Annotated in this window: 23 protein-coding genes; 8 read left to right on the top strand and 15 right to left on the bottom strand. The window is 64.0% G+C overall.

Going from position 1 to position 22573, the window contains the following annotated elements; translation table 11 throughout:
• Positions 1–84: 84 nt before the first annotated feature.
• Positions 85–948 carry a LysR family transcriptional regulator gene (locus ACOKS3_RS16245; RefSeq protein ID WP_103447604.1) on the bottom strand — a complete coding sequence of 288 codons (864 nt, stop codon included), beginning with the start codon at positions 946–948 and terminating at the stop codon, positions 85–87.
• 127 nt (positions 949–1075) lie between these two features.
• Here ACOKS3_RS16245 and sodC point away from each other — a divergent pair, with 127 nt between their 5' ends.
• Complete coding sequence (gene sodC, locus ACOKS3_RS16240; RefSeq protein ID WP_422763645.1) at positions 1076–1591, top strand: superoxide dismutase [Cu-Zn] SodC; 516 nt, start codon at positions 1076–1078, stop codon at positions 1589–1591.
• Positions 1592–1748: 157 nt separating this feature from the next.
• Here sodC and ACOKS3_RS16235 read toward each other — a convergent pair whose 3' ends face one another.
• From ACOKS3_RS16235 to ACOKS3_RS16220, 4 genes are all read right to left on the bottom strand, one after another.
• Positions 1749–2348, bottom strand: coding sequence for an START domain-containing protein (locus tag ACOKS3_RS16235; RefSeq protein ID WP_103447602.1), 600 nt, complete (start codon positions 2346–2348; stop codon positions 1749–1751).
• Between the two features lie 90 nt (positions 2349–2438).
• The gene (locus tag ACOKS3_RS16230; protein ID WP_027918838.1) at positions 2439–3275 is read right to left on the bottom strand and encodes a bifunctional allantoicase/(S)-ureidoglycine aminohydrolase; all 837 of its coding nucleotides are present in this window, start codon (positions 3273–3275) and stop codon (positions 2439–2441) included.
• 132 nt (positions 3276–3407) lie between these two features.
• Positions 3408–4772: an LLM class flavin-dependent oxidoreductase gene (locus ACOKS3_RS16225; RefSeq protein ID WP_103447601.1), complete on the bottom strand. Its 1365-nt coding sequence runs from the start codon at positions 4770–4772 to the stop codon at positions 3408–3410.
• A 16-nt stretch (positions 4773–4788) separates the two neighbouring features.
• Positions 4789–5760 carry an aliphatic sulfonate ABC transporter substrate-binding protein gene (locus ACOKS3_RS16220; protein ID WP_422763646.1) on the bottom strand — a complete coding sequence of 324 codons (972 nt, stop codon included), beginning with the start codon at positions 5758–5760 and terminating at the stop codon, positions 4789–4791.
• Positions 5761–5952: 192 nt separating this feature from the next.
• Here ACOKS3_RS16220 and ACOKS3_RS16215 point away from each other — a divergent pair, with 192 nt between their 5' ends.
• The gene (locus tag ACOKS3_RS16215; protein WP_422763647.1) at positions 5953–6831 is read left to right on the top strand and encodes an SMP-30/gluconolactonase/LRE family protein; all 879 of its coding nucleotides are present in this window, start codon (positions 5953–5955) and stop codon (positions 6829–6831) included.
• A gap of 121 nt (positions 6832–6952) precedes the next feature.
• On the opposite strand, the gene ACOKS3_RS16210 is transcribed toward ACOKS3_RS16215, so the two are convergent.
• The 8 genes from ACOKS3_RS16210 to ACOKS3_RS16175 all read right to left on the bottom strand — a co-directional run bounded on the left by ACOKS3_RS16210 (position 6953) and on the right by ACOKS3_RS16175 (position 14837).
• The gene (locus tag ACOKS3_RS16210; RefSeq protein ID WP_422763648.1) at positions 6953–7615 is read right to left on the bottom strand and encodes a class I SAM-dependent methyltransferase; all 663 of its coding nucleotides are present in this window, start codon (positions 7613–7615) and stop codon (positions 6953–6955) included.
• A 27-nt stretch (positions 7616–7642) separates the two neighbouring features.
• Positions 7643–8464 (bottom strand): phosphatase PAP2 family protein, encoded by an 822-nt coding sequence (locus tag ACOKS3_RS16205; protein ID WP_422763649.1) that lies wholly within the window; start codon positions 8462–8464, stop codon positions 7643–7645.
• 2 nt (positions 8465–8466) lie between these two features.
• Entirely contained in the window at positions 8467–9144 is a 678-nt protein-coding gene (pmrG, locus tag ACOKS3_RS16200) for a lipopolysaccharide core heptose(II)-phosphate phosphatase PmrG (RefSeq protein ID WP_103447596.1), read from the bottom strand.
• Between the two features lie 213 nt (positions 9145–9357).
• Positions 9358–10563 (bottom strand): MFS transporter, encoded by a 1206-nt coding sequence (locus ACOKS3_RS16195; protein WP_103447595.1) that lies wholly within the window; start codon positions 10561–10563, stop codon positions 9358–9360.
• A gap of 72 nt (positions 10564–10635) precedes the next feature.
• Positions 10636–11682, bottom strand: coding sequence for a heme-dependent oxidative N-demethylase family protein (locus ACOKS3_RS16190; protein ID WP_103447594.1), 1047 nt, complete (start codon positions 11680–11682; stop codon positions 10636–10638).
• 17 nt (positions 11683–11699) lie between these two features.
• Positions 11700–12668 carry a PDR/VanB family oxidoreductase gene (locus ACOKS3_RS16185; RefSeq protein ID WP_103447593.1) on the bottom strand — a complete coding sequence of 323 codons (969 nt, stop codon included), beginning with the start codon at positions 12666–12668 and terminating at the stop codon, positions 11700–11702.
• Entirely contained in the window at positions 12665–13270 is a 606-nt protein-coding gene (locus ACOKS3_RS16180) for a dimethylamine monooxygenase subunit DmmA family protein (RefSeq protein ID WP_103447592.1), read from the bottom strand. The genes ACOKS3_RS16185 and ACOKS3_RS16180 overlap by 4 nt, the downstream gene beginning before the upstream one ends.
• A 142-nt stretch (positions 13271–13412) precedes the next feature.
• Positions 13413–14837, bottom strand: coding sequence for a gamma-aminobutyraldehyde dehydrogenase (locus ACOKS3_RS16175; RefSeq protein WP_103447591.1), 1425 nt, complete (start codon positions 14835–14837; stop codon positions 13413–13415).
• A gap of 216 nt (positions 14838–15053) precedes the next feature.
• Here ACOKS3_RS16175 and ACOKS3_RS16170 point away from each other — a divergent pair, with 216 nt between their 5' ends.
• From ACOKS3_RS16170 to ACOKS3_RS16145, 6 genes are all read left to right on the top strand, one after another.
• Positions 15054–15803 (top strand): FadR/GntR family transcriptional regulator, encoded by a 750-nt coding sequence (locus ACOKS3_RS16170; protein WP_103447590.1) that lies wholly within the window; start codon positions 15054–15056, stop codon positions 15801–15803.
• A gap of 42 nt (positions 15804–15845) precedes the next feature.
• A complete protein-coding gene (locus ACOKS3_RS16165; RefSeq protein WP_103447589.1) occupies positions 15846–16592 on the top strand; it encodes a PDC sensor domain-containing protein in 747 nt (248 codons plus the stop codon).
• Between the two features lie 342 nt (positions 16593–16934).
• Positions 16935–18137 (top strand): MFS transporter, encoded by a 1203-nt coding sequence (locus ACOKS3_RS16160; protein WP_103447588.1) that lies wholly within the window; start codon positions 16935–16937, stop codon positions 18135–18137.
• 129 nt (positions 18138–18266) lie between these two features.
• Positions 18267–20432, top strand: a complete 2166-nt coding sequence (locus ACOKS3_RS16155) for a methyl-accepting chemotaxis protein (protein WP_103447587.1) — start codon at positions 18267–18269, stop codon at positions 20430–20432.
• A gap of 64 nt (positions 20433–20496) precedes the next feature.
• On the top strand, positions 20497–20697 hold the full coding sequence (locus tag ACOKS3_RS16150; protein ID WP_103447586.1) for a DUF1289 domain-containing protein: 201 nt from the start codon (positions 20497–20499) through the stop codon (positions 20695–20697).
• A 53-nt stretch (positions 20698–20750) separates the two neighbouring features.
• On the top strand, positions 20751–21386 hold the full coding sequence (locus ACOKS3_RS16145; protein WP_103447585.1) for a LysE family translocator: 636 nt from the start codon (positions 20751–20753) through the stop codon (positions 21384–21386).
• A gap of 284 nt (positions 21387–21670) precedes the next feature.
• Here the strand turns inward: ACOKS3_RS16145 and ACOKS3_RS16140 are convergent, their stop codons facing one another.
• Together ACOKS3_RS16140 and ACOKS3_RS16135 are read right to left on the bottom strand one after the other, a co-directional pair.
• A complete protein-coding gene (locus tag ACOKS3_RS16140) occupies positions 21671–22099 on the bottom strand; it encodes a hypothetical protein (protein WP_258035863.1) in 429 nt (142 codons plus the stop codon).
• 68 nt (positions 22100–22167) lie between these two features.
• Complete coding sequence (locus ACOKS3_RS16135; RefSeq protein ID WP_422763703.1) at positions 22168–22527, bottom strand: DUF3313 family protein; 360 nt, start codon at positions 22525–22527, stop codon at positions 22168–22170.
• Positions 22528–22573: the final 46 nt, after the last annotated feature.

The following is a 22573-nucleotide window of genomic DNA, read 5'->3' as shown; positions in this document are numbered from 1 at the left end:
GTCGGGTACGGGCACAGGTTAGCGTGGCTGACTGATTGGGAAAAACGTTGATTTCTGCACTGACTGTTGAGGAAAACTGTACCTTCACGCGTCCATGGCGGTCCTCAACACAGCACTGAGGTGCCGGCGCTGGCTCTTTTCGTGTTCCAGCAACACTACCCGCCGCACCAGCTGTGGCTCGCCAAAGGGCAGGCAGGTGGCCGGCGGCAAGCGTTGCAGATCGTCATCGGCCATGGGAATGATCGCCACCCCCAGCCCCATCACCGCCATGCGCGCCAGTGCTTCCTGGCTGTCCAGCTCCATCTGTTCACTGACCTGCAAATGCTGGCGGCGCAGCTCCTGCTCGATCTGCCGCCCGGCCCAGGCACGCTTGTCGAAGCGCAGGAACGGTTGGCCTGCCAGCAGCTGCGGCAGGCTCTGGCCGGCCAGCTCGGGGCTGGCGATGGCCCAGAAGCGGTCTTCGAACAGCGGCGTGAAAATCAGGTTCTGCGGGTAGGGGCTTACCGGTTCCGTGGTGATCGCTGCATCCAGCTCACCGTCCTCGACGCGCCGTGCAAGCTCCGCCGACATCCCTGAGTTGACGCTGATGTGCAGTTGCGGGTGATGCGCCTTGATCCAGACCAGGGCCTTAGGCAGGCGCCGGGCCAGGACCGTGTGGATCGCCCCCAGGCGCAAACGGCCGCGCAGGCTCGGGCCGCTGGCCAGGGCATCGGCCAGTTCGTCGTAGGCGCCGAGGATGTGCTCGGCCCGCGCCACCGCCAGTTGCCCGGCTTCGGTCAGCGCTACCTGGCGACGGCTGCGGTCGAATAGCGCGACCTTGAGTTCGTCCTCGAGGGTCTTGATGTGCAGGCTCACGGCCGAAGGGGTGAGGCTGAGCAGGTCGGCGGCACGGGCGAAGGTGCCGTGGCGGGCGATGGTCACCAAGGTGCGCAGGGCTTTGAGGGACACGCGAGCGGGCTCCGGGTTGCGAGGGAAGTGTTTCAGTCTGTGGCTGGAGGGAATGCCTGGCAAGCTGCGCAGTCCCATTCGTTACGTGGGTACGAAACCCACCTGTCCCAAGCCATGGAGAAACGACATGAAAGCAGTAGTCTTCACCACATTGCTGGCCTGCGCCGGTCTCGCCCAGGCCGCGCAGACGGTGGAATTGAAGCTGGCCGGGGCGGACGGTCCGGGCAAGTCGATCGGGACCATCAGCATCGAACAGAACAAGTACGGCACCGTGCTCACCCCCGACCTCAAGGACCTGCCACCGGGCGTACATGGCTTCCACCTGCACCAGCAGGGTTCGTGCGCGGCGGCAGAGGAAAACGGCAAGCCAGTGCCAGCCGGCGCGGCGGGCGGGCACTGGGACCCTGACGCCACCAACGCACACAAAGGCCCCTATGATGACAGTGGCCACCGCGGTGACCTGCCGGCACTCTATGTCGGCGCCGACGGCAAGGCCACCTACCCGGTATTGGCGCCTCGTCTGAAAGCCACCGATTTCAAAGGCCATGCACTGATGGTGCATGCCGGTGGCGACAACCACAGTGACCATCCGCAGAAGCTGGGCGGTGGTGGTGCCCGTGTCGCCTGCGGGGTGGTTCAGTAAACCCGGCCAGGTCGCAACAGCCCGTCGCTGACTAGCTGCGTGGCGTGTCAGCCAGGCAGGCGAACACACCGGAAAGACCACTTGCCGTTTTCTTGTGTTTACAAGCGAGGTCCTGGCAAGCCTTGACGCAGAAAACGCGGCAGGGCGAAAGGGCTGCTCAGGGTTGGCGCTCGGCCACCGCACGCAATGTGCGTAGCGTCACCACCGGGGCATCGACGACGAAGCGGTTGGCCAGCCAGCCCGGCACGTCCCCGGCAGGGTCTGCCTGCAACTGGTAGGTCACCTCGGTTTCCCGCTCGCCGAGCGGCTTCATCACCCATTCGCCCGAGAGGTGCTGTACGCGAATCAGCCCCGGCTCTTCTGGCAGGCGGCTCGGTTCGGCGCTCAGGTGGCGTACCAGGGTGCCGTCATCCAGACGTTCGGTGCGGACCTTGAGAATGATGTCGCGCGGCAGGGTCGGCCACGGCAAGTTGGTGGTCAGGTACACCCAGGTGCTATCGCCATCCACGTCCAGCAAGCGCATCTGCTCGCAGGCATACAGCCATTTGCACGCTACCCGCAGGTTTTCCTGCAAGTCGATGAGGGTACGCACGCTGGCTTTCATGGTGCTGACGCCGCGGAACTGCTGGTAAGGCGAATCAGCTGCCGCGGCCAGGTACACACGGATACCTTCGCGGTCGTAGGCGATCTTCCAGTCATCAGCCGCCAGGCTGGCGCTGGAAGCAAGCAATAAGGCAAGCATCAGGCAGCGGTTCATGGCGAGCACCGCGCTAGGGGCAGGGCTTATCAGTATGAGCGGCAAACAGAAAGCCCGCCAGGTGGCGGGCTTTCGGGCATCAGTCTGAACTCAACGCTGGGGGTTGAGGGTCAGGTGCACGTGACGGTTCACGTCCTTGTACAGCAGGTAGCTGAACTTGCCTGGGCCGCCGGCGTAGCAGGCTTGCGGGCAGAAGGCGCGCAGCCACATGAAGTCGCCGGCTTCCACTTCGACCCAGTCCTGGTTCAGGCGGTACACCGCCTTGCCTTCCAGCACATACAGGCCGTGTTCCATGACGTGGGTTTCTGCGAACGGAATCACGCCGCCCGGCTGGAAGGTGACGATGTTGACGTGCATGTCGTGGCGCATGTCGGCCATGTCGACGAAGCGAGTGGTGACCCAGCGGCCTTCGGTGCCCGGCATCTCGATGACGGTGGCGTTGTCGCGGTGGGTGACGAACGACTCAGGCACGGCCAGGCCTTCGACTTTCTGGTAGTGCTTGCGCAGCCAGTGGAAGGTGACGTTGGCCTTGCTGTTGTTGCGCAGGCTCCACTCGGCGCCCGGGGCCAGGAAGGCATAGCCGCCTGGGGTCAGGGTGTGGTGCTTGCCTTCGACGGTGATGTCCAGCTCGCCTTCGACGATGAACACCACGGCTTCGGCGTTCGGGTCCAGCTCAGGGCGCTCGCTGCCGCCTTCCGGAGCCACTTCGACGATGTACTGCGAGAAGGTTTCGGCAAAACCGGTCAGCGGGCGGGCGATGACCCACATGCGCATCTTGTCCCAGAACGGCAGGTGACTGGTGACGATGTCACGCATCACGCCCTTGGGGATGACGGCATAGGCTTCGGTGAACATGGCACGGTCAGTCAGCAGCTCGGTCTGAGCTGGGTGCCCACCGTGGGGGGCGAAGTAGGAGTGGTTCGACATGAGCGGTCTCGACTTGTTGTTCTCTCCCCGTGCCTTGGACCACACCGGCCGGTGCGTGCAGGGGATGTGCGGACAGCATATGGGGCAGTCCGCATCATCCACAAATTAAATGTTGAAATACTCGACATTCAGTTACTGAATGCGAACGTGGCGCCCTGCGTGGGCTTCGGGCAGCCGGTCGCCATGGCCGAACAGCTTGTGGCGCAAGGTGCCGTCGGTGTAGCTCAGCGGGTAGCGGCCACGGCGTTGCAACTCCGGTACCAGCAGGTCGACGACGTTGGCCAGGTCGTCCGGTTGCACCGCATAGGTGAGGTTGAAACCGTCGATGCCGGTCTGGTCGAGCCAGTGTTCCAGCTGGTCGGCAATCTCGTCGGGCGAACCCACCAATACCGGGCCACGCCCGCCCAGGCCGACGAATTCAGCGGCTTCACGCACGGTCCAGCGGCGGTTCGGGTCGGCGGCGGTGAACGCCGCCAGCGCGGCACGGCCAGCATCGTTCTCGACGTATTCGATGGGGGCATCCGGATCGAGGCCGGCGAAGTCGATACCGGTCCAGCCTGAAAGCAAGGCAAGGGCGGCGTCCAGATCAACGTAGCGGCGGTATTCGGCATAGCGTGCCTGGGCTTCCTGGGTGGTCGGCGCGACGATCAGCAGCGCCTGGGCATAGATCAGCACCTCGTCACGGCCACGCCCGGCCACCTCGCTGGCCTGACGGATGCCGTCGGCGTAGCGACACAGCACGGTGGGCGTCGGGCCACTGATGAACACGCACTCGGCATGCCGGGCGGCGAACTGCTGGCCGCGCGCCGAGGCGCCGGCCTGGAACAGCACCGGGGTGCGCTGGGGAGAGGGCTGGCACAGGTGCATGCCGGGTACCTGGAAATGCTCGCCGGCGTGGCGGATGGCGTGCACTTTCGACGGTTCGATGTAGCGGCCGGTTTCACGCTCCAGCTGCACCGCATCGTCTTCCCAGCTTTTTTCCCAGAGTTTGTACAGCACCTCCAGGTATTCCTCGGCCAGGTCGTAGCGCTGGTCATGGCCCAGCTGGCGGGCCAGGCCCAGATTGCGCGCGGCGCTGTCGAGGTAGCCGGTGACGATGTTCCAGCCGACCCGGCCATTGCTCAGGTGGTCGAGCGTGGACATGCGCCGGGCGAATGGATAAGGGTGTTCATACGTCAGCGAAAAGGTTACGCCGAACCCCAGGTGCTCGGTGACCCCGGCCATGGCCGGCACCAGCAGCAACGGGTCGTTGACCGGCACCTGCACGCCACCGCGCAGGGCGGCTTGCGGGCCACCCTGGTAGACGTCGTAGATACCCAGCACGTCGGCGATGAACAGCGCATCGAACAGCCCGCGCTCCAGCAGGCGAGCGAGGTCGGTCCAGTAATCGAGGCGGTTGAACGCCACGCTGGTGTTGCGCGGGTGGCGCCACAGCCCCGGGGACTGGTGGCTGGCAGCGTTCATGCTGAAGGCGTTGAAGCGGATGTGGCGGGGCATTGCCTTCACTCCCTGGTCACGGCAATACAGAGGCCGGGTAGACGGCGTCGGCGACCTGCAACTTGTGCGGGATCAGGCCCAGGCCCTGGAAGGTATCGGCCAGCTTCTGCTGCTCGGCGACGATCTGCGGGGTGATGGCCACGGCGTTATAGTTGCGCCGTTCGCTGGCCACCTCCAGCACATTGGCGCTGATGCCCAGTTGCGGTGCCAGCAGCGCGGCGACTTCAGCGGGCTTGGCGTTGGCCCACTGGCTGACCTTGCCCAGCTCGCTGAAGAAGGTCTTCAGCAGGTCGCGGTGCTGGTCGGCGAAAGCGGCGGTGGACAGGTAGAAGGTGCGGTTGTTGGTCAGGCCGCTGCCATCGCGCAGGTTCTTCAGGCCTGGCTGGCTTTCGGCCGCTGCGAGGAACGGGTCCCACAAGGTCACGGCCTGCACGCTGCCCGATTGCAGGGCGGCGACGGCATCGGCGGCATTGTTGACGTAGGCCGGGGTGATGTCCTGATAGCTCAGGCCGGCCTGCTCCAGGGCCACCGCCAGCAGGTATTGGGCGTTCCAGCCGCGGCCGGTGGCCACGCGCTTGCCTTTGAGGTCCTGCACTGCGGTGAGTTGATCCTGCTCGCGCACCACCAGGCCGATGCCGCGTGGGTAAGGTTGTTCGGCGGCGAGGTAGACCACCGGCTTGCCGGCGGCCTGGGCGAATACCGATGGCGCGTCGGCAGCGTGGCCCAGGTCGATGGCGCCGGTGCTCAGCGCTTCGAGCAGCTGCGGGCCGGCGGCGAATTCGTGCCAGCTGACTTTCACGCCTTGGGGCCCCAGGGCCTTTTCCAGTGCGCCACTGCCTTTGAGAATGTTGATGCTATTGAATTTCTGATAACCGATGCGCAGAGTCTTGGTGTCTTCGGCCAAGGCGCTGGACCAGGGCAGCAGGCTACTGGCGACGGTCGCCAGGAGGCCGCCGATGAGCAGGCGGCGAAAAGGGGAGAAGGGCATGGGCGTCGCTCCTTGAACAGGGTGGGAAACGGTGTACCCAGCCTAAGGAGGTGACGTTTGGCTTTCAATTTTTTAATTCCATTTGGTTAGATCATTTTCTTATTTTTATATCCTTTTGTGTTTGTGTCGTCTGATGACGACATTTCCAAATCCTCTTGCTAGGATTCGGGCCAACTTCAAGGAGCCCCGTTCATGCCCATCCTGCGCCGGCGCAGCACCCGTGTCGCCCTGACTGTCACCACCGGACTGGTGGCCGCCACCCTGGGCTTTTTCGCCTGGCAATCGTTCTACCCGGTGCAGGCCGCCAGTGGCTGGCGTGTCGAGGTGCTGCACCGCGACGTGGCCAAGGCCGCTTCGTTGCTGCCCCAGGCCGACGGCAGCCTGCTGGTCAGCCGTGAGCTGGATGACGGCAAAGGCAGCATTCTCAAGATCACTGCCAGCGGCGACCGCGTGGTGCTGATCGACAACCTGTCCAAGCCCGACGGCATGGTCGCGGCGCAAGGTGGCTGGGTGTTCAGCCAGGAAGGCGGCCAAGCGCCGGTCAGCCTGTCCCGCGATGGCCAGGTCACCCACCTGTTCGATGGCAACAGCGTGCAGGGCTTGTGGAACGACGGCGATCATCTGTATGCCATCGAAGACCGCAAGGGCAATGGGCGGCTGATGCGTTATGACTGGGCCATCGGCCAGCTCGAGGTGCTGCGTTCGGGGCTGACCGAAACCGAAGGCCTGACCCGCTGCGCCGACGGCCGCCTGCTGTACACCGAGAAGGGCACCGGCATAGTTCGTGCGTTGTCCGACGACGGTAAGGACCCGGTGGTGGTCGAGGACCTGCGCCATCCCACCTTCCTGATGTGCGACCAGCGCGGCCTGTGGATCAGCGAAGACAACACCCACCGCGCGCGCCTGCTGCGGGTGGAAGCCGATGGCACCCAGCACGTGGTGCTGACCTTCCTCAAGGCGCCGCAGTCGATCATCGCCGATGGCAAGGGGGGCTACCTGCTCGCCGAAGGCGGGCGCAATCGCGTGCTGCAGCTGACCCCGCCTGCCGACGAAGCCACTGCCCAGCGTTAACTGGGCAGGCGGCGCTGCTGATGGCGCGGGTCGCACCGATGCGTGCCGCCAAGCCGAAGTACAGCACATAGGTGGTGGCGCTCATCACACTGCTGCTGAGCGCAAGGTCTGGCCCGGCAGGCTACCCGGCAACCATCAGCAGCGACTGCGGCACCGGGCTCTGCGGATGCTGCGGCTCCTGCAGGCTCAGCAACCTGAACCCCGCCATGTCCAGGGCATTCAGCCAGCTGGTCAAGGTCCGGAAGTACCACGGCATCGGCCGCCATTCCCCGGTAAAGCCGGCAAACGACTCCTCGCGCCAGCCGTCCTGATAGTCCCCGCCTGCCACGCTCCAGGGGTGCAGGGTCTGGATCAACAGCACGCCACCGGGCGTCAGCAGGGCTTTCATGGCCGTCAGCAAGGGGATGATGTCTTGGTGCAGCAGGGCGAAATTGGCGCAGATCAGCTCATAGCCGCTGCCGACATTCACCTCACCTGCGACCAACTGCGCATAGCTGGCCTGGTGCACGTGCGGCGAGCCTGCGGCCCGCGAAGCCTCGACCAGCGCGGCGTCGCCATCCACGCCGGTCACCTCGATGCCGCGATCGGCCAGCGCCCGTAGCAACCAGCCTTCGCCGCAGCCTAGGTCCAGCATCCGCTCGGGCTGGCGACCGAGGATCGCCAGCAGGATCGCCTGGTCGGTGACCTGCCGGCGGCTCTCGATGGCGCCGCCACGTACCGCGTCTATCCAGGCCCGGGCGTTGTGTTGCCAGCTTTGCCGGAGGGCGTCTTCGAGCGTGGGCATGTCGGTGTTCCTGAGCAGTGGGACTGCTCAAGCATAGGCGTTCGCCGACCTCTTGTCCGAAGGGGCCCGGGCGGGAGCCTGAAGCGCCTCGCGTCCGTAGAAGCCCAGCGCAGTGGCCCAGGTGGTCAACCACACGAAAATCCCGGCCCAGAAAGTATGGGACATGTAGTGCCAGCCTTGCAGCACGCGGGTGGTGCCATAGACGAAGCCGATCAGCAGGATGGCCACCAGCAGCTTGCGCGCATGCTGCCAGCGGTAACGCAGTGCCACGAAGTACAGCGCCAGCAGGGTGAAACCGCTGGAGGCGTGGCCGCCCGGCCAGCAACGACCTTCACCCGCCTTGCCGAACCAGCGGAAATTCTCGTACCACTCCATGTGCGCCTCGGGGCCGCCATAGAGGGTGGTCTCCACCGGGCAATACACGCTGGTGTGGCTTTTCAGGTAATGAATGACCGTGGTGCTCAGGGCAAATGCCACCACCACGAACAGGAAGTCGCGGCGATGACGGCTGGTAAAGCGCAGTACCGGGCTGATCCTGGCGGCATTCAGACCGCGGGTGATCAGCGCGTCGGGGTGGTTGGCCAGACGGGGCCAGATGAACGACAGCAGCGCGCCGATGATCGCCGCCTCGCCGGTCCAGTTCGGCAGGATGCGCGGCCATTTGTGGGTCACTTTTTCGAACAGCTGGTCATGCAGCAGCGGGAATTGCCCACTGACCGGGTCGAGCAGCAGGTTACTGATCCAGCGGTCCAGCGTGGTGAGGTCGAACAGCAGGAACGTGATCGCGGCGAGCAACAGCGGCAATAGCAAGTTGTTGACGTAGAACGTGGTGCGTGAAGAAACGGGCATGCTTACTTCCCTGTGCTGCTGTTGAGTGTCTGCCATTGGTTGGCGTTGAGTTGCCCGAGCAAGTGTGCATTGCCGTTGCTGTCTTTGCTGACGAACAGTGCACTGGCATAGCCGGCAACCCGTTCGCCGCCAGCTACGTGCAGCTGGCGTTCGAGGTGGTCGATGCAGCCGCTGTGGGTGACCAGCACCAGGTTGTGGCCCTCGCGCTTGTGCGCCAGGGCGGCGTTGGCAAAGGTGCTGTCACAGCGCGCCAGCCAGTCCTGGGTTTCGATGGCCTTGCCGAAGACGAACGAGGCCGTCTGCTGGGTGCGGACTTCCGGGCTGCTGAGGATATCGGCATTGGCCAGGCCCAGGCGGCGGATGCCGTCGCCAACGGCGGCTGCGGCCTGGCTGCCGTCCACGGTGATGCCGGCAGGGTCGCCAAGGCAGGCATGGTTGGAGCGGTCGCAGCGTTCGGCATGGCGGATCAGAACAATCACCTTGCCGCTGTTCCAGGCGCTGTAGACGCCCTGGTCGCTCATCAATTGTGAGCTGCCCAGGTTGGTGACATGCGTACGCATCACGTGCCAGAGGCCGAACGCCGTGAAGGCCAGCATCAACGCCAGCAGCCAGACAACAGGCTGTTTACGGCGTTTCTGGCGCGCAAGACGCGGGTGCGTCGCAATAACATTTTCCAGCATGCTGCCACTCCGAGGACAAGGCTGGCTGCACCTTATCCTCGGCTTTGTGGCCCAATAGTGAAGTGGATGTGAAAATTGTCTTATCCCTAGCCGATCTGGGTGGCATCGGTCAGGTTGCGCTCGGCGTCGAGCCGTTCATTGATGTGGGCGCGTAGCGAGAGCGCTTCGGCCACGCCCCCAACGGCGAACACCTAAGAGCCGACGCTCAAATCATCAAACCCCCACAGCAACGGCCCCAATGGCAGGCTCCCGCCGAATACTGGCCAGCGGCACCGCCACCAGCAGCAAGGTCAGCACCACCGTCACGCCGATACCCCAGGCCGCCAGGCTGAAGCCACCGAGCGAAATCAACCCGCCGGAAATCGCCGGGCCCACCGCCAGCCCGAGGCTGAGGAAGCTACCGGCGGCAGCCACCACGCGGCCCTCGCGGTCCAGCGCTGCAGCCAGCCCGGTGAGGTAGCTGAGGGCGTAGAAGTAGGTGATGCAGATGGTCATCACCCCGGCGGTGTACAGGGTCTTGGAGTGCTCGCCCAGCACATAGCTGAGGCTGGTTGCGCCGGTCAGCAGAATCGCCAGGATCACTGGCGTGCTCATGCCGAAGCGCTTGCCGACCATGGCTGCGATCAGCGGCCCGATCAGGCCGACGAACGACTGGAACGACAACAGCACGCCCAGTTCATCGCCGCTGTAGCCGACCATGGTGCCGATTCGTTCGACGAAGGCCCAGCCCATGGTGTCGCGGGCCTGGAACACGAACATCGCCAGCATCATGCAGATCGCCGGCAGGCTCAGCAGGATATTGCCTGCCCCTGGCTGGCCGGCAGGCGCCTGGATTGAAGGTTCGGCAAGCGGTGCGCGCTGGACCATCGCCGGGATGGCCAGCAGCATCACCGCCATGGTCGCCGCCATCGCGTAGTACAGGCCGTGCAGGCCTTGGGCAGCCATGACCTTGGCGTAACCCAGCATCACCACGATCATCAGCACCACCGACAGCACGTTCATGTGCCCGGCGACCCGGTCCGGGTGCTTGGCGCTGGACACGGCGGCGTTGCCACAGGCCAGTGCCAGGCCGGCGCCGATACCCGCAATACAGCGTACTGCCGCGAGTGCATAGAGGCTGTCGACATTGGCGCTGATCAGGTTGGCGACAATCGCCAGCAGGGTACCGGCCAGCGCCAGGGTGCGCCGCGGTGCGCGGCCCATGAACGGGGCGACCAGCAGCGAGGCGAGCATGGTGAAGCCGAACTCGGCCGACATCAGCAGCCCGGCCTGGGCTTCGTTGAGTTGCAGATCGTGAATGATGGCGCTGATCAGGAACGGCAAAGCCCACAGCCCGAGCAGGCCGACGCCGTAGGCAGACGCGGCGGCGGAGAACACCAGGCTCCAGCTCTCGGGCAAGCAGTGTTTTATTGTTTTCATTGGGGTAACCCCTGAATGGCAGGCACGGCATTGGGTAGACGCGCGCAGGTTTAGGCGCGCGCAGGGTACGGGTTACTGCTGGCTTTCGTCGACAGGGGTGCCGTCGTCGTACTGCGACAGCCAGCTGACCATGGCATCGCGGTAGCGGGTGAAGCCCTTGTAGTCGACCAGTTCCTGGTCCAGGTCGCGGATCACCCGATGCATGCGCTTGGCCCACTGCGGCGCGAACTCGGCCAGTTCCTGCAGGCTGACCAGGTAGGTCCGCACCGGGAACAGCACGGCGTTGCTGCGTGGCAGGCGGTGCAGGGGCTGCAGCTCGATGCGCAGGTTGACCCGTTCACCGGCGTTTTCGGCGGTCACGGTGGTGCGGTCCGGGGCCCAGTCGGGCAGAGTTTCGGCGGAGGTTTCCAGGCGCGGGTCGACAGTGATCGACCAGTTGGTGCGGCGCACCGGGTGGCCTGGGCGCAGGCGCAGGAGGAACTTCAGCGCGCGCTGCAGGATGCCCATTTCATGCAGCTTGGGCACCGGGCCGTGGAACTCCATGAAGCTCATGCCGAGGTTGAAGCGCAGCGAGTAGTCGGCGCGCTGGGTCGCCATGCCGGCGCCCATCACCAGGGTGTCGTCACGCTCTTCGAGAAGAATGAACTCGCCCTGGGCCTGGCGGGTGATGTATTCCATCGGCTCCATCGGCAAGGTGCTGGCATCGCCGAAGGTGAAGGTCTGGTCGATCTGCAGCGGGCGGTTGATCCAGTGCCACTGGCTGCCTTTCTTCTCCAGGGTGAAGTGTTCGGGGTAGTCGCGCGAGTACGACTCCATCAGCAGCTCCAGCAGGTCCCACTGGGCTTCCATCATGTGCGGCAGGGCGGCGTAGTGCACGCCCGGCTGACTGTCGAGGGTGTGCGCACGGTGGTGGCACTCGGAGATGTAGTGCTCGTCGATGTCGAACTGCCCGCGCAGCGCGCCGGTGCCGAACGGCACGTGCGGCTCGACGTTCATCGAGTACATGTACTGGTCTTCCGGGTACGGGAAGGGCAGGCGCAGCACGGCTTCGCGGCTGTTCTTGTAGGTGTGGCCCTGGCCTGCGTCGGCGTAGGATTCGATCGGCTTGAATACGGTCATGTTGTTGTTTTCCTGTTTCAGAGGTCTACGACCAGGCGGCTGCAGTTGGCGCGGGATACGCAGGGCATGAATTTGCGTTTGCTCAGCTTGTCTTCCTCGCTGAGCCAGTCATCGCGATGGTCGAGTTCGCCATCGATGTCCAGTACTTCGGTCTCGCAGTAGCCGCAGGCACCGCCGCGGCACAGGTAGGGCACCTTGTAGCCGGCCTGTTCGGCGGCCTCGAGCAGTGACTGTTCGGCTGGCACTTCGATGGTCACCCCCTGGCGTGCCAGGGTGACGCTGAACGGCTGGCCGCTGGAGCCTTGTTCGACGAAGCGCTCGTAGTGAATGTGGCTGTCGGTCCAGCCCAGTGCGCGGGCATTGTCGAGGGTGTCGTCGATCATGCTGTCCGGGCCGCAGACATACACGTGGCTGCCCAGCGGGCGATCAGCGAGGATGTGGCGGATGTCCATGCGCGCATCGACGCCTTGCACATACAGATGCACGCGCTCGCCGTAGCGTGCCTGCAGCTCCAGGCCCAGGGCGGTGTGCTCGGGGCCGCGCACGGCCAGGTGCAACTCGAAGGTGGCCTGCTTGAGTTGCAGTTCTTCCAGTTGCGAGTAGACCGGGGTGATGCCCACGCCGCCGGCAATAAACACGTGCTGGCGGGCGTGCTTGGCCAGCGGGAACAGGTTGGCGGGCTGCAGGATCTGCAGCAGGTCGCCTTCAGCGACCCGGTCATGCAGGTAGCGCGAGCCGCCCCGGCCATCGCTGACCCGGCGCACGGCAATCTGGTAGGCGCTGGAGTCGTAGGGCGAGCTCATCAGCGAGTAGGCGTTGCGGTGGGTCTTGTCGCCGTCTTCGAGCACCACCACCACGTGGCTGCCGCCGGAAAACGCCGGCAAGTGCTTGCCGGCCGGGTCGACCAGAGTGAAGCGGGTGATCTCCGGGGTGAGTGCTTCGATGCGGGCGACGCGCACGCTGAGGGTGCCGTTGTGGGTATTCATGTGTCGAGCTCCTCGGCTGCTGGCAGTTCGCCCGGGACTTCGCCATCGGCCTTGATGCCCTGGAAGGCGGCCAGGCGGCGGGAATAGTGGTCGCGTACCACCAGGTCGAGCTGGCAACCAGGGCAGCTGAACACGCGCTGGGTGACGTTCTCGGTGTAGGTGTCGCAGTGCGCGCACCACACACGGCGGACCAGGGTGCCGCTGTGTTCGCGCAGGACTTCGTCCCGGTTCAGGTCAACCGCGTTGGCGGCTTGCATGGCGGTGCCGATGAAGCTTTCCGAGCCGCTGAGGTACAGGCGCGTACCCATGTGGGCCTGGCCCAGGCGTTCGCGCAGGGCGGCGATCAGCGCCTGGTTGCTGGGGAACACGTCCAGCCCGGCCGCTTCTGCGGCTTGCAGCGCCTGCAGGTGATCGTGGCCGGAGAATGACTCGGTGGAGTAGAGCAGGGTGCTGTGGGCACGCTGCGCGGGGGACATGTCCGCGATCAGGCGCAGCATAGCCGCGCCGCCGCTGCCCTGGCCCGCGATCAGGTGGCGCAGGCCGCCTGACATGGGCCGCAGCTGGTCGTAGACCGGGCGGCTTTTGATGCCGGTGATAAGCATGGTGACACACCTCGTAAGCCCGAACCCCCGGCCTGTGCCGGAAGGTAAAGTTGGCGGCTGTTTTCAGGCTCGGGCATGGGTGGAAGCAGAACCCATGCCATATTGCCTATGGTTTTATATGTTTTATGACCAAAGTCGACAATCAGTGCTTGAACATCACGTGGCGCACGCAGGTGTAGTCCTCCAGGCCGTACATCGACATGTCCTTGCCGTAGCCGGACTGTTTCATGCCGCCGTGGGGCATCTCGCTGACCAGCATGAAGTGCGTGTTGACCCAGGTGCAGCCATATTGCAGGCGTGCAGCCAGGCGGTTGGCGCGGCCGACGTCGCGGGTCCATACCGAAGAGGCGAGGCCGTAGTCGGAATCGTTGGCGAAGGCCAGGGCTTGGGCTTCGTCGGTAAACGGGGTGATGCTGACCACCGGACCGAATACTTCGCGCTGGACGATCTCGTCGTCCTGGCGGGCATCGGCCAGTACGGTCGGCGCGAAGAAGAAGCCGTCGCCCGCACCCCGATGGCCGCCAGTGATCAGGCGGATGTGCGGCTGGGCCTTGGCGCGCTCGACGAAACCTTCGACGCGCTCCAGGTGCTCGCGGGTTATCAGCGGTCCGAGCTCGGTTTCAGGGTCGTCCTGCAGGCCCATGCGCAGGCTGGCCACGGCTTCGCCCAGCTTGCTCACGAACTGCTCGTAGACGCCTTGCTGCACATACAGGCGGCAGGCCGCGGTGCAGTCCTGGCCGGCGTTGTAGAAACCGAACGCACGGATGCCTTCGACGGCGGCATCGATGTCGGCGTCGTCGAAGATCAGTACCGGCGCCTTGCCGCCCAGCTCCATGTGGGTGCGTTTCACGCTGCTGGCGGTGCTGGCGATGATCCGTGCACCGGTGGCCACGGATCCGGTCAGCGACACCAAGCGCACCTTGGGGTGGTTGACCAGCGGTTCGCCAACGCTCGGGCCACGGCCGAACAAGATGTTGACCACACCGGCAGGGAACAGCTCGGCCATGATCTCTCCCAGCGCCAGGGCGGTCAGCGGGGTTTGCTCGGAGGGCTTGAGCACCACGCAGTTGCCGGCGGCCAGCGCGGGGGCGAGCTTCCAGGCGACCATCATCAGTGGGTAGTTCCATGGCGCGATGGAGGCGATTACGCCGAGCGGGTCACGGCGAATCATCGAGGTGTGCCCCGGCAGGTACTCGCCGCCGGCCGAGCCAGACAGGCAGCGGCTGGCGCCGGCAAAGAAGCGGAACACGTCGGCGATGGCCGGGATTTCGTCGTTCAGTGCGGCCTGGTAAGGCTTGCCGCAGTTCTGCGACTCCAGGCGGGCGAGGCGGGCGGCTTCGGCTTCGATGCGATCAGCCAGCTTGAGCAGCAACTGGGCGCGATCCTTGGGTGCGGTCTGCGACCAGCCGACGAAGGCCCGGTCGGCGGCCTGCACCGCAGCATCCACCTGGGCAGCGCTGGCTTCGGCGATAGTCACCAGCACTGTGCCTTCGGACGGGTTGTACACGGCGTACGGACTACCTTGCCCGTCGACCAACTGGCCGTTGATCAGGAGTTTGGTTTGCATGGCGGATTCCTTGGTCGGTCTTATTGGTAGAAATCTAAACCTATGAAACCATATCTTAATATTTTTAGTTTGCCAACCACTGCGAAAATCGACTTCCAGGCGGTAGAATGGCCCGTCAATCGGTACCGGGCGCTGCCCCGTTCGCTATAAGATGCGAAACTGAACCTTTTAGCCGAGGCCCGCGCCAGGCCTGGCAATGCTCGATAGGGAGAGGCAATGACTGCCCTGAATAGTGCTCGTAACACCGCCTTCATCCGGTTGCGCCAGGAAGGGCGAACCGATGAAGTGGCGCGCCGCCTGGTGGAGGCGATCGAGCTGGGGATGTTCGCCGAGGGGCAGCAACTGCCCAGTGAATCGGAACTGGCCCTGCAGTTGGGCGTCGCCACGGTGACCTTGCGTGAAGCACTGGTGGTGCTGCGCCAACGCGGCTTGATCGAGACCCGCCGCGGGCGCAATGGCGGCAGCTTTGTCTGCGCCCCGGTGGAGTTGCCCGAAGCGCTGCTGTTGCAACGCCTGCGTGACATGAGCGGCCCCGATCTGCGCGACCTCGGTGATGAACAAACGGCCATTTCCGGCACGGCAGCGCGCCTGGCCGCCAAGCGCAGCTCGCCAGAGCAGCAGGCACGTATCGCCCAGCATATCGAAACCCTCAGCCAGGCCGGTTCGCGTCTGGCCCGGCACCGCGCCGATGCACGTTTTCATATCGAAGTGGCCGCCGCTGCCCAGTCGCTACGCCTGACCAGCGCTGAAATGCGCCTGCAGTCGGAAGTTGGTGAACTGCTGTGGATGGAGGCCGCTGGCGGCGGTGACGTGACGGTGGTCGAACACGAGCACCGGGCCATTCTCGAAGCGCTGGTCGCCGGTGACGCGGTGCTGGCTGGCGCCTTGGCCGAAGCCCATGTCAGCCGTGGCATCAAGCGCCTGATCAGCCTGCGTCTGGAACTGCTGGCCGACGGGCAGGACTGAGCCGTCCATAACAACAAAGCTGTACCTGCGTGAGGTAATGCCATGTTTGCCCTGAGCGACAACGACCCGCTGTCAGCCTGTGCCCAGCAGCTGGACCACACCCTGGGGACCATCTTCGGCCAGGTTCGCCAGCTGGTGGAAGAAACCCGAGCGCTATGGGAGCGAGTGCTGGCCGAGGGCCGCCAGCCTTGCGCCAAGGACCTCGCGACCCTGCGCCCGGCCATCGACCAGCAATTGCTCACCACCGGTGCCTTTGGCTGTGGCGGTGGCATCATCGTCGAGCCCAACGGCCTGGCCGACCGCGAGATGCACCTGGAATGGTGGTACCTGGCCGACGGCGGCAAGACCCTGCCGCTGCGGCCGAACTTCGACCGGCGCCGCGAGAACTACTACGACTACACCGAGATGCCCTGGTACAGCCGGCCGATGAAGACTGGCAAGAGTGTGGTCGAAGGGCCGTACGTGGACCTGTACGGCACCAACATGTACGTGCTCACCTTCACCATGCCGATCGAAGTGCACGGCCGCTTTATCGGCGTGGCCGGGCTGGACCTGTCGCTGCACAACGTCGAGCGCCTGTTGGTGCGCAGCTTGATGCGTCTTGAGCATGAGGCGGTGCTGATCTCGGCGGACGGGCGAGTGATTGCTTCGAACACGGCGAACTGGATGGTCGGTGACCTGGCCCAGGCTTTGTTGAACACCTTGCCGCGTGATGGCATTCGCCTGGCGTTGGCCGAGTCCGAGGCGGGGTGGTCGCTGGTGCGGTTGCCGGTGCTCAGGCGCAGGTGATCAATTGCCTCATCCGGCCTCTTCGCGGATAAACCCGCTCCCACAGGATCGCCTATGCCTTGTGGCTTGTGCAGTACCCGCGAAGAGGCCGGCCCAGGTTTCACAAGGCCTTGCGCATGAACACCCGGGCATAGGCCACCTGGACCAGCTCCATGATCGCCTCGATGTCAGCACGTTCTGCCCTGCGAAGAGTAAGGTCTGGGTTCAAGTTGAAGCCTCCGGAAGTTCGCCTGAGCTTAATAGGTATGAGTCTGCAACGCTTCACTCCGCTGCTTTCATATCCAAATGCCGATCACCCCGTGATAAAAACCGGACACTCGACAAAAACAAACGGAATACCTGATGTCCGCCAGTCACCCGCCTGCCAATGGACTATTCGCCACCTTCTGCCTGAGCAGTTACCTGCTTTCGCTGTCTTACGGCAGCACCTTCCTGCTGGCAATGACGCTGCGCGCACACGGTGCCAGCGAAGCCGATGCTGGCTCGGTGATCTCCGTCGCCATGCTCAGCACCTTCCTGGCCGTGATCTTCTCCGGCCACCTGACCGACCTGATTGGTGCACCCAAGGCCGTGGCCGGTGGCGCGGTGTTTCTTGCCGCGGCCTGCCTGGGCTTTGCCGCCGCCCCCGGGTTCGGCATAGCCATCCTGTTGTGTGGCCTGCTGCTGGGCTTCGGCTGGGGCCTGTTCTACACGCTGGGGCCGATCATCGTGGCGATGCTCATCGAGCCGGCACGGCGGGTCAGATACTTTGCCTTGCTCTCGGGCAGCATGATGACCGGTATCGGCACCGGTCCGCTGCTGGGGCGTGCGGCGCAGGTGCTGGGTTACCCGGTGGAGGCGGCCTTCGTCGCCGCAGCCGGGGCGAGCCTGCTGGGTGGCGTGATGTTCCTGCTGATGGGGCCGCGCATGCAGCAGCTGAAAACCGGCGCCGTCGCGGTGTGCAAGATCACCCCGGCAGCCACGCGTGCGGTGCTGTCTTCCAAGGCGGCCTTTGCCATCCTCATGGTTGGCCTGGGTGGCGCGATCTTCGGTGGGCTGTCGAGCTTCCAGACCTCGTACGCCAGCGCCAGGCACCTGGACTACTCGCTGTTCTTCCTCGGTTTCATGTCGGCTGCGATTTCCTGCCGGCTGCTCATTGCCGGTTTCATCGTCAAGCGCGACCCATACCGCATGGCCTGCCTGCTGACGGCGTTGATGGTGCTGTCGGTGCTGATGTTCATGTACGGCGTCGACAGTGCGGCGGCCTATTTGCTGGCGGCAGTGGTACTGGGCGTCGGCTATGGCCTGACCTATTCGGTGATCAATGGCCTGGCGGCCAACGAAGCACCGAGCGGGCACACAGCGCAGTCGCTGGTCCTGTTCAGCCTGGCCTATTTCGTTGGCGTGTTCGGTTTTCCATTCCTGGCCGGCAAGGTCATCGTCCAGGCAGGCATGCCGGCGCTATTGCAGCTTCTGCTGGTGATTGCCCTGGCCAACTGGTCGATCACCTTCGGCCGCCTGGTTTGGCGGCGAAGGAGCAGTCGCCCTGTGATGGGGCGTGCATGAACAGGCGCACCCTGCTGGTGCGTTTGCGGGGAGCGTCGAAACCTGGAAAGCGCGAATAGTTAGCTTGCATACGAGTTGGCGTGCAACTTGCTGTCATTTTGCCATCCGATGTCGCGTATGGTGAAAACAATGTCGCTTTCTAGCAGTTCCATGCAGTTGTCATCGAGCGAGAAGGGTTGGCTGCCCTGGTTCGGCAAAACCGGCAAGTTCAGCATGGGCTGGGCCTGCCGCCTCAATCGCGCGCACTACCCGGTGATCGAACAGACCTTCGAAGCCATCGCCCAGACCCGCGTGCAATTGCTGCACAACTGGGCCCGGCAGCAGTGGGAGCATCTGGCGGAACTTGCGCAGCACATGGCATCAGGCTGCAGCGAGGCCGACCGGTCGCTTTTGCTCGACAAGCTGGTACAGGCGGAAGACTTTTCCGAGCTGTGCGTGATCGACACCGCTGGTAACGTGATCGTCTCTACCTGGGCCAAGCGCGGCAATTCGCGAATCGACCAGATGCAGGCATTGGCCCTGGGCCTGAAGGCGCCGTTCTTGCACGGACCCTACAGCGACCCGCAGACGCTGCAGATCGGCCCGTCATCGTCGCGTTTCCACGATGAGGTGACGCTGATGTTCTACCAGCCGCTCAAGCGCGATGGCAAAACCGTCGGCTGCCTGTGCGGGCGGGTGCCTAACGATGTGTTGGGCGACCTGATCCAGCGTGAGGCCGGGCATATCTTTGCCGAGTCCGGCGACAACTACCTGTTCATGGCGCAATCGCGCTTCGACCAAAGCATACAGCCAGGCACTGCCTTGTCCCGTTCGCGTTTCGAGGACGGCACCTTCACCCATGGCGAGAACCTCAAGAGCGGCGTGCACACGCCCTGGAGCACGGTGCAGATCCAGCGCCACACCGAGCTGGAACTGCGCTTCACCGACCCGTCCACGCGCGAGCTGCACCCCGGTGTGCGGGAAACCATCCGTAACGGCGCCAACCTGTTCGTGACCTACCCAGGCTACTCGGACTATCGCCATGTGCCGGTGGTCGGCAAGGGCGTCACGTTCCAGATGCCCGGCTCGCCAGACCGCTGGGGGATGATGTGCGAAGCCGACCTGGAAGAAGTCTACCGCCGCCGCTCGCTCAGCTACGGGCTGATGAAGCCCTACGTGGCAACCATGGCCGGGCTGTTCGGCTGCAACTACCTGGTGCAGCACTACGCCGGTTTGCCACAGGGGTTGACCGATACCCTCGAAGCGCTCGGCATGCTCGCCGCCACATTGCTGTTCAGCGTGCTCGGGCCCAAGCGGCTGGCCGCACGCCTGAACGGCATGAGCGGCGTGCTGCGCACCATCGCCGAGGGCGAAGGCAACCTGCGTCAGCGCCTGGACACCAGTGCCATGGGCAATGACGAGAGCGGTGACATGGCGCGCTGGATCAACAGTTTCATCGACCGCCTGGATGCGGTGGTGGGGCAGGTGGTCAAGGCCAGCCGCACGGTGGGTGCGACCAACCAGATGATGCTGGGCCGCAGCCAGGAGGCGAGCGTGACGTCCGCCGACGTGGCCGACGCGGTGCATCAGATGATGATCATCATGGAGGAACAGTTGGGCGAACTGCAGCAGGCTGCGGTCAGCGCCGAACAGATGAAGCAGGCTATGGACGAGGTGGTCAGCCGCGCCCGCGAGCAGTTCCTGGCGGTGCAGGCGGGTACCCAGTCGATTCGCGACGTGGTGGCGCGCTCGTCGTCCAGCGTGCAGTTGCTCGACAACCGCATGGGCCAGATCGGCAACATCACCGGGCTGATCAGCGACATCACCAACCAGACCAACCTGCTGGCCCTGAATGCCGCCATCGAGGCGGCGCGTGCCGGCGAGCATGGCCGTGGTTTCGCGGTGGTGGCCGACGAGGTGCGCAGCCTGGCGGCGCGCACCTCGCGTGCCGCCGATGACATCCGGCACATGGTCGAAGGCCTGCAAGGCGAAACGCAGCAGGCCGTAAGCTTCATGGAGGCCGGCGTGGAGGATGTCGATAACAGCCTGCGCCTGGCTGAGGATGCCTCGTCGGAGAACGTGCAGCTGCATCAGGCGGTCGAGGCAATGTTCGCGATCATCCAACAGCTCAACCGGCGCAGCGTGGAATACGGCAAGACCATCGAGCAGGTCAACCAGTCCTCCGGCGAGATGCGCCAGACGGCGGTGGTGTTGCAAAGCAGTGCCGAGACGGTGAAGGTCAATGCCAGCAAGCTGCAGAAGCTGGTCGGGCAGTTCGAGGTCAGCAGTGATGACGGGCGTGCGGCGGCGGCATGAGTAGCATCAGGTTTGGGCGCGGTTTCATACAGGGTATGATTCGCGCCCGCAGTTGGAGCCCGCCATGGCCAAAGACATCGAAAACCCCTGCGTCTCGCTCTGCCAGCTCAACAGCGAGCTGTGCGTGAGCTGCGGTCGCACCCGTGAGGAAATCCGCAAGTGGCGTGGTATGAAACGCCCTGAGAAGATGGCCACCGTGCAACGCGCGGCCACGCGGATGAAGGCCATTACCAAGAAGAACGCCAAACGCCAGGGTAACGACTGAAGCTGCTGCGCTTGTGTAAGATGCAGGCTTTAAAACGTTTCCGAGCCTGCCGTATGGATACCCACTCGCTTCTCGCCTTCACCTTGGTCGCGGCAATCGCCATTGCCAGCCCAGGGCCCGCCACCCTGATGGCCATCAGCAACAGCCTCGCCCATGGCCAGCGCAGTGCCGTGTGGTCGTCACTGGGCAATGGCTCGGGCCTGTTCTGCCTGTCGGCGGCAGCCATGCTTGGCCTTGGGGCGCTGCTGGCCAGCTCCGAGATGCTGTTCAACGCGGTCAAGCTGATCGGTGCCGGCTACCTGTTCTACCTCGGTGCACGGCAGTTGCTGAAGAAAAGCCCCATGCTGGTGGATCAGGCGGCGGTGAAGGTCAGCAAACCGACCCCCTTGAGTTTGTACAAGTCGGCGTTCCTGACCGCCGTCACCAACCCCAAGGCGACGATGTTCTTCACCGCGCTGTTCCCGCAGTTCATTGACCAGAGCGCGGCGTTGCTGCCGCAGTTCCTGACCCTGACCGGGATCTTCGTGGCCTTGTCGCTGACCTCGTTGAGCCTGTATGCCGCGCTGGCATCGCGGGCCAAGGGTGTGCTGACCCGGCCGGCGCTGTCGCGTTGGGTAAGCCGGGTAGTCGGGACGACGTTCATCGGTTTTGGTGCGGCGATTCTGACCATGCGCCGGCAGGCCGGTTAAGAGCGTTCTCGGGCCCATTGCTCTGCATGGTGGCAGCAGGAACAGGTATTGGATCGAGCAAAATCGTGCCGCTACCAACGACACCAGTTACCTGTATTTCGATGCAGCACTGCCGCGGCGCGTGCACCGTGTGCCAGTCACGGCAGTCTGGGTGCAGGCTCCGGTCGAGCAGGCATTGGCACGCAATGCCTTGCGCCGGGTCGATCATCAACTGCCGAGGGCGAGTATCGAGGCGGTGGCGGCTGCGTTCGAGCCACCTTGCAGGTCCGAGGGGTTTGTCGAGGTTATCGAAGTGAACGCCAGCCAAAGTGGGCACGAGAAGGCTGCAAGGCTTTGAGTGTCGGCAATCGGTCGGAACCTGCCGGTCGCGAATGGCTGCTTACGACCCAGAGCGGACAGCCAAGCGCGGCCTTGAGGATTCGCCTTGCACCAACATGCGACCCTAAAGCGCCTTCCAAAGACTTAGCAGGTTTTGGCGGCAACGGTCCAATGAACATCGCTTTCAGTCGATCTCGACCGATGACGCGTGCCAGTTCGACGATGACGCAGTATATGAAAATTAAGGTCAGGAGCAGGATCTGAATGGTCCAGAAGCGAGGCCAGTTCATCGAGGACCATAGAAGCGAGTTCGCATCCATGAGGCTCGACGTCTCTTTCCAGTAATCGTAAAGCCTTTCCAGGTAATGAACGAAGAGCGCGACCAAGGCATACATGAGGGTTTTCCAGCTGACGTCCCATATCAGCGGTTTATCCGGGAAGCCTCTACGTTCTCCTGCCTAAATCAGTACGGCAGGAGGACATTCGAGTTTTTTTTCAGCGCTTGGAACGCATTGACCATGTCTCTCGCCCAACCATGGAGTACCGTGCGAGCATCCTTGGCCTGCATTACTTGCGAGGAGTTTTCCAGGTCGGCGCCGGCGCCTTTGCGTACCACCTCGGCGACAACTTCATTGGAGCGCCCGTCAATGAATGCAGCCTCAGTGGCGACACTGTTGAACTGGCGAACGTCAATTCCTAGCTTGATCCAGCGCATGACCGCCGCGCCAGATGGCGACTTTTCCTCCTTGTGCTTGCTGTAGTCCTTAAGCAAGCCCGAATACTGGTCCGGCTCGACGTATTGGCTGTTAGTCGCCCGGTAGATTTGATCTGCTCGACGTTGGTCGCCGAAGGCTTAAAACGGTCCATGA

The sequence above is a fragment of the Pseudomonas sp. HS6-2 genome, from assembly GCF_049325675.2.
In the GTDB taxonomy this organism is placed as follows: domain Bacteria; phylum Pseudomonadota; class Gammaproteobacteria; order Pseudomonadales; family Pseudomonadaceae; genus Aquipseudomonas; species Aquipseudomonas putida_N.
This window is presented reverse-complemented; position numbering and strand designations above follow the sequence as displayed.

Excerpts from the sequence above, each read along its gene's own strand:
- sodC (WP_422763645.1), top strand. The coding sequence starts at position 1,076 with ATGAAAGCAGTAGTCTTCACCACATTGCTGGCCTGCGCCGGTCTCGCC.
- ACOKS3_RS16235 (WP_103447602.1), bottom strand. The coding sequence starts at position 2,348 with ATGAACCGCTGCCTGATGCTTGCCTTATTGCTTGCTTCCAGCGCCAGC.
- ACOKS3_RS16230 (WP_027918838.1), bottom strand. The coding sequence starts at position 3,275 with ATGTCGAACCACTCCTACTTCGCCCCCCACGGTGGGCACCCAGCTCAG.
- ACOKS3_RS16225 (WP_103447601.1), bottom strand. The coding sequence starts at position 4,772 with ATGCCCCGCCACATCCGCTTCAACGCCTTCAGCATGAACGCTGCCAGC.
- ACOKS3_RS16220 (WP_422763646.1), bottom strand. The coding sequence starts at position 5,760 with ATGCCCTTCTCCCCTTTTCGCCGCCTGCTCATCGGCGGCCTCCTGGCG.
- ACOKS3_RS16215 (WP_422763647.1), top strand. The coding sequence starts at position 5,953 with ATGCCCATCCTGCGCCGGCGCAGCACCCGTGTCGCCCTGACTGTCACC.
- ACOKS3_RS16210 (WP_422763648.1), bottom strand. The coding sequence starts at position 7,615 with ATGCCCACGCTCGAAGACGCCCTCCGGCAAAGCTGGCAACACAACGCC.
- ACOKS3_RS16205 (WP_422763649.1), bottom strand. The coding sequence starts at position 8,464 with ATGCCCGTTTCTTCACGCACCACGTTCTACGTCAACAACTTGCTATTG.
- pmrG (WP_103447596.1), bottom strand. The coding sequence starts at position 9,144 with ATGCTGGAAAATGTTATTGCGACGCACCCGCGTCTTGCGCGCCAGAAA.
- ACOKS3_RS16195 (WP_103447595.1), bottom strand. The coding sequence starts at position 10,563 with ATGAAAACAATAAAACACTGCTTGCCCGAGAGCTGGAGCCTGGTGTTC.
- ACOKS3_RS16190 (WP_103447594.1), bottom strand. The coding sequence starts at position 11,682 with ATGACCGTATTCAAGCCGATCGAATCCTACGCCGACGCAGGCCAGGGC.
- ACOKS3_RS16185 (WP_103447593.1), bottom strand. The coding sequence starts at position 12,668 with ATGAATACCCACAACGGCACCCTCAGCGTGCGCGTCGCCCGCATCGAA.
- ACOKS3_RS16180 (WP_103447592.1), bottom strand. The coding sequence starts at position 13,270 with ATGCTTATCACCGGCATCAAAAGCCGCCCGGTCTACGACCAGCTGCGG.
- ACOKS3_RS16175 (WP_103447591.1), bottom strand. The coding sequence starts at position 14,837 with ATGCAAACCAAACTCCTGATCAACGGCCAGTTGGTCGACGGGCAAGGT.
- ACOKS3_RS16170 (WP_103447590.1), top strand. The coding sequence starts at position 15,054 with ATGACTGCCCTGAATAGTGCTCGTAACACCGCCTTCATCCGGTTGCGC.
- ACOKS3_RS16165 (WP_103447589.1), top strand. The coding sequence starts at position 15,846 with ATGTTTGCCCTGAGCGACAACGACCCGCTGTCAGCCTGTGCCCAGCAG.
- ACOKS3_RS16160 (WP_103447588.1), top strand. The coding sequence starts at position 16,935 with ATGTCCGCCAGTCACCCGCCTGCCAATGGACTATTCGCCACCTTCTGC.
- ACOKS3_RS16155 (WP_103447587.1), top strand. The coding sequence starts at position 18,267 with ATGTCGCTTTCTAGCAGTTCCATGCAGTTGTCATCGAGCGAGAAGGGT.
- ACOKS3_RS16150 (WP_103447586.1), top strand. The coding sequence starts at position 20,497 with ATGGCCAAAGACATCGAAAACCCCTGCGTCTCGCTCTGCCAGCTCAAC.
- ACOKS3_RS16145 (WP_103447585.1), top strand. The coding sequence starts at position 20,751 with ATGGATACCCACTCGCTTCTCGCCTTCACCTTGGTCGCGGCAATCGCC.
- ACOKS3_RS16140 (WP_258035863.1), bottom strand. The coding sequence starts at position 22,099 with ATGTATGCCTTGGTCGCGCTCTTCGTTCATTACCTGGAAAGGCTTTAC.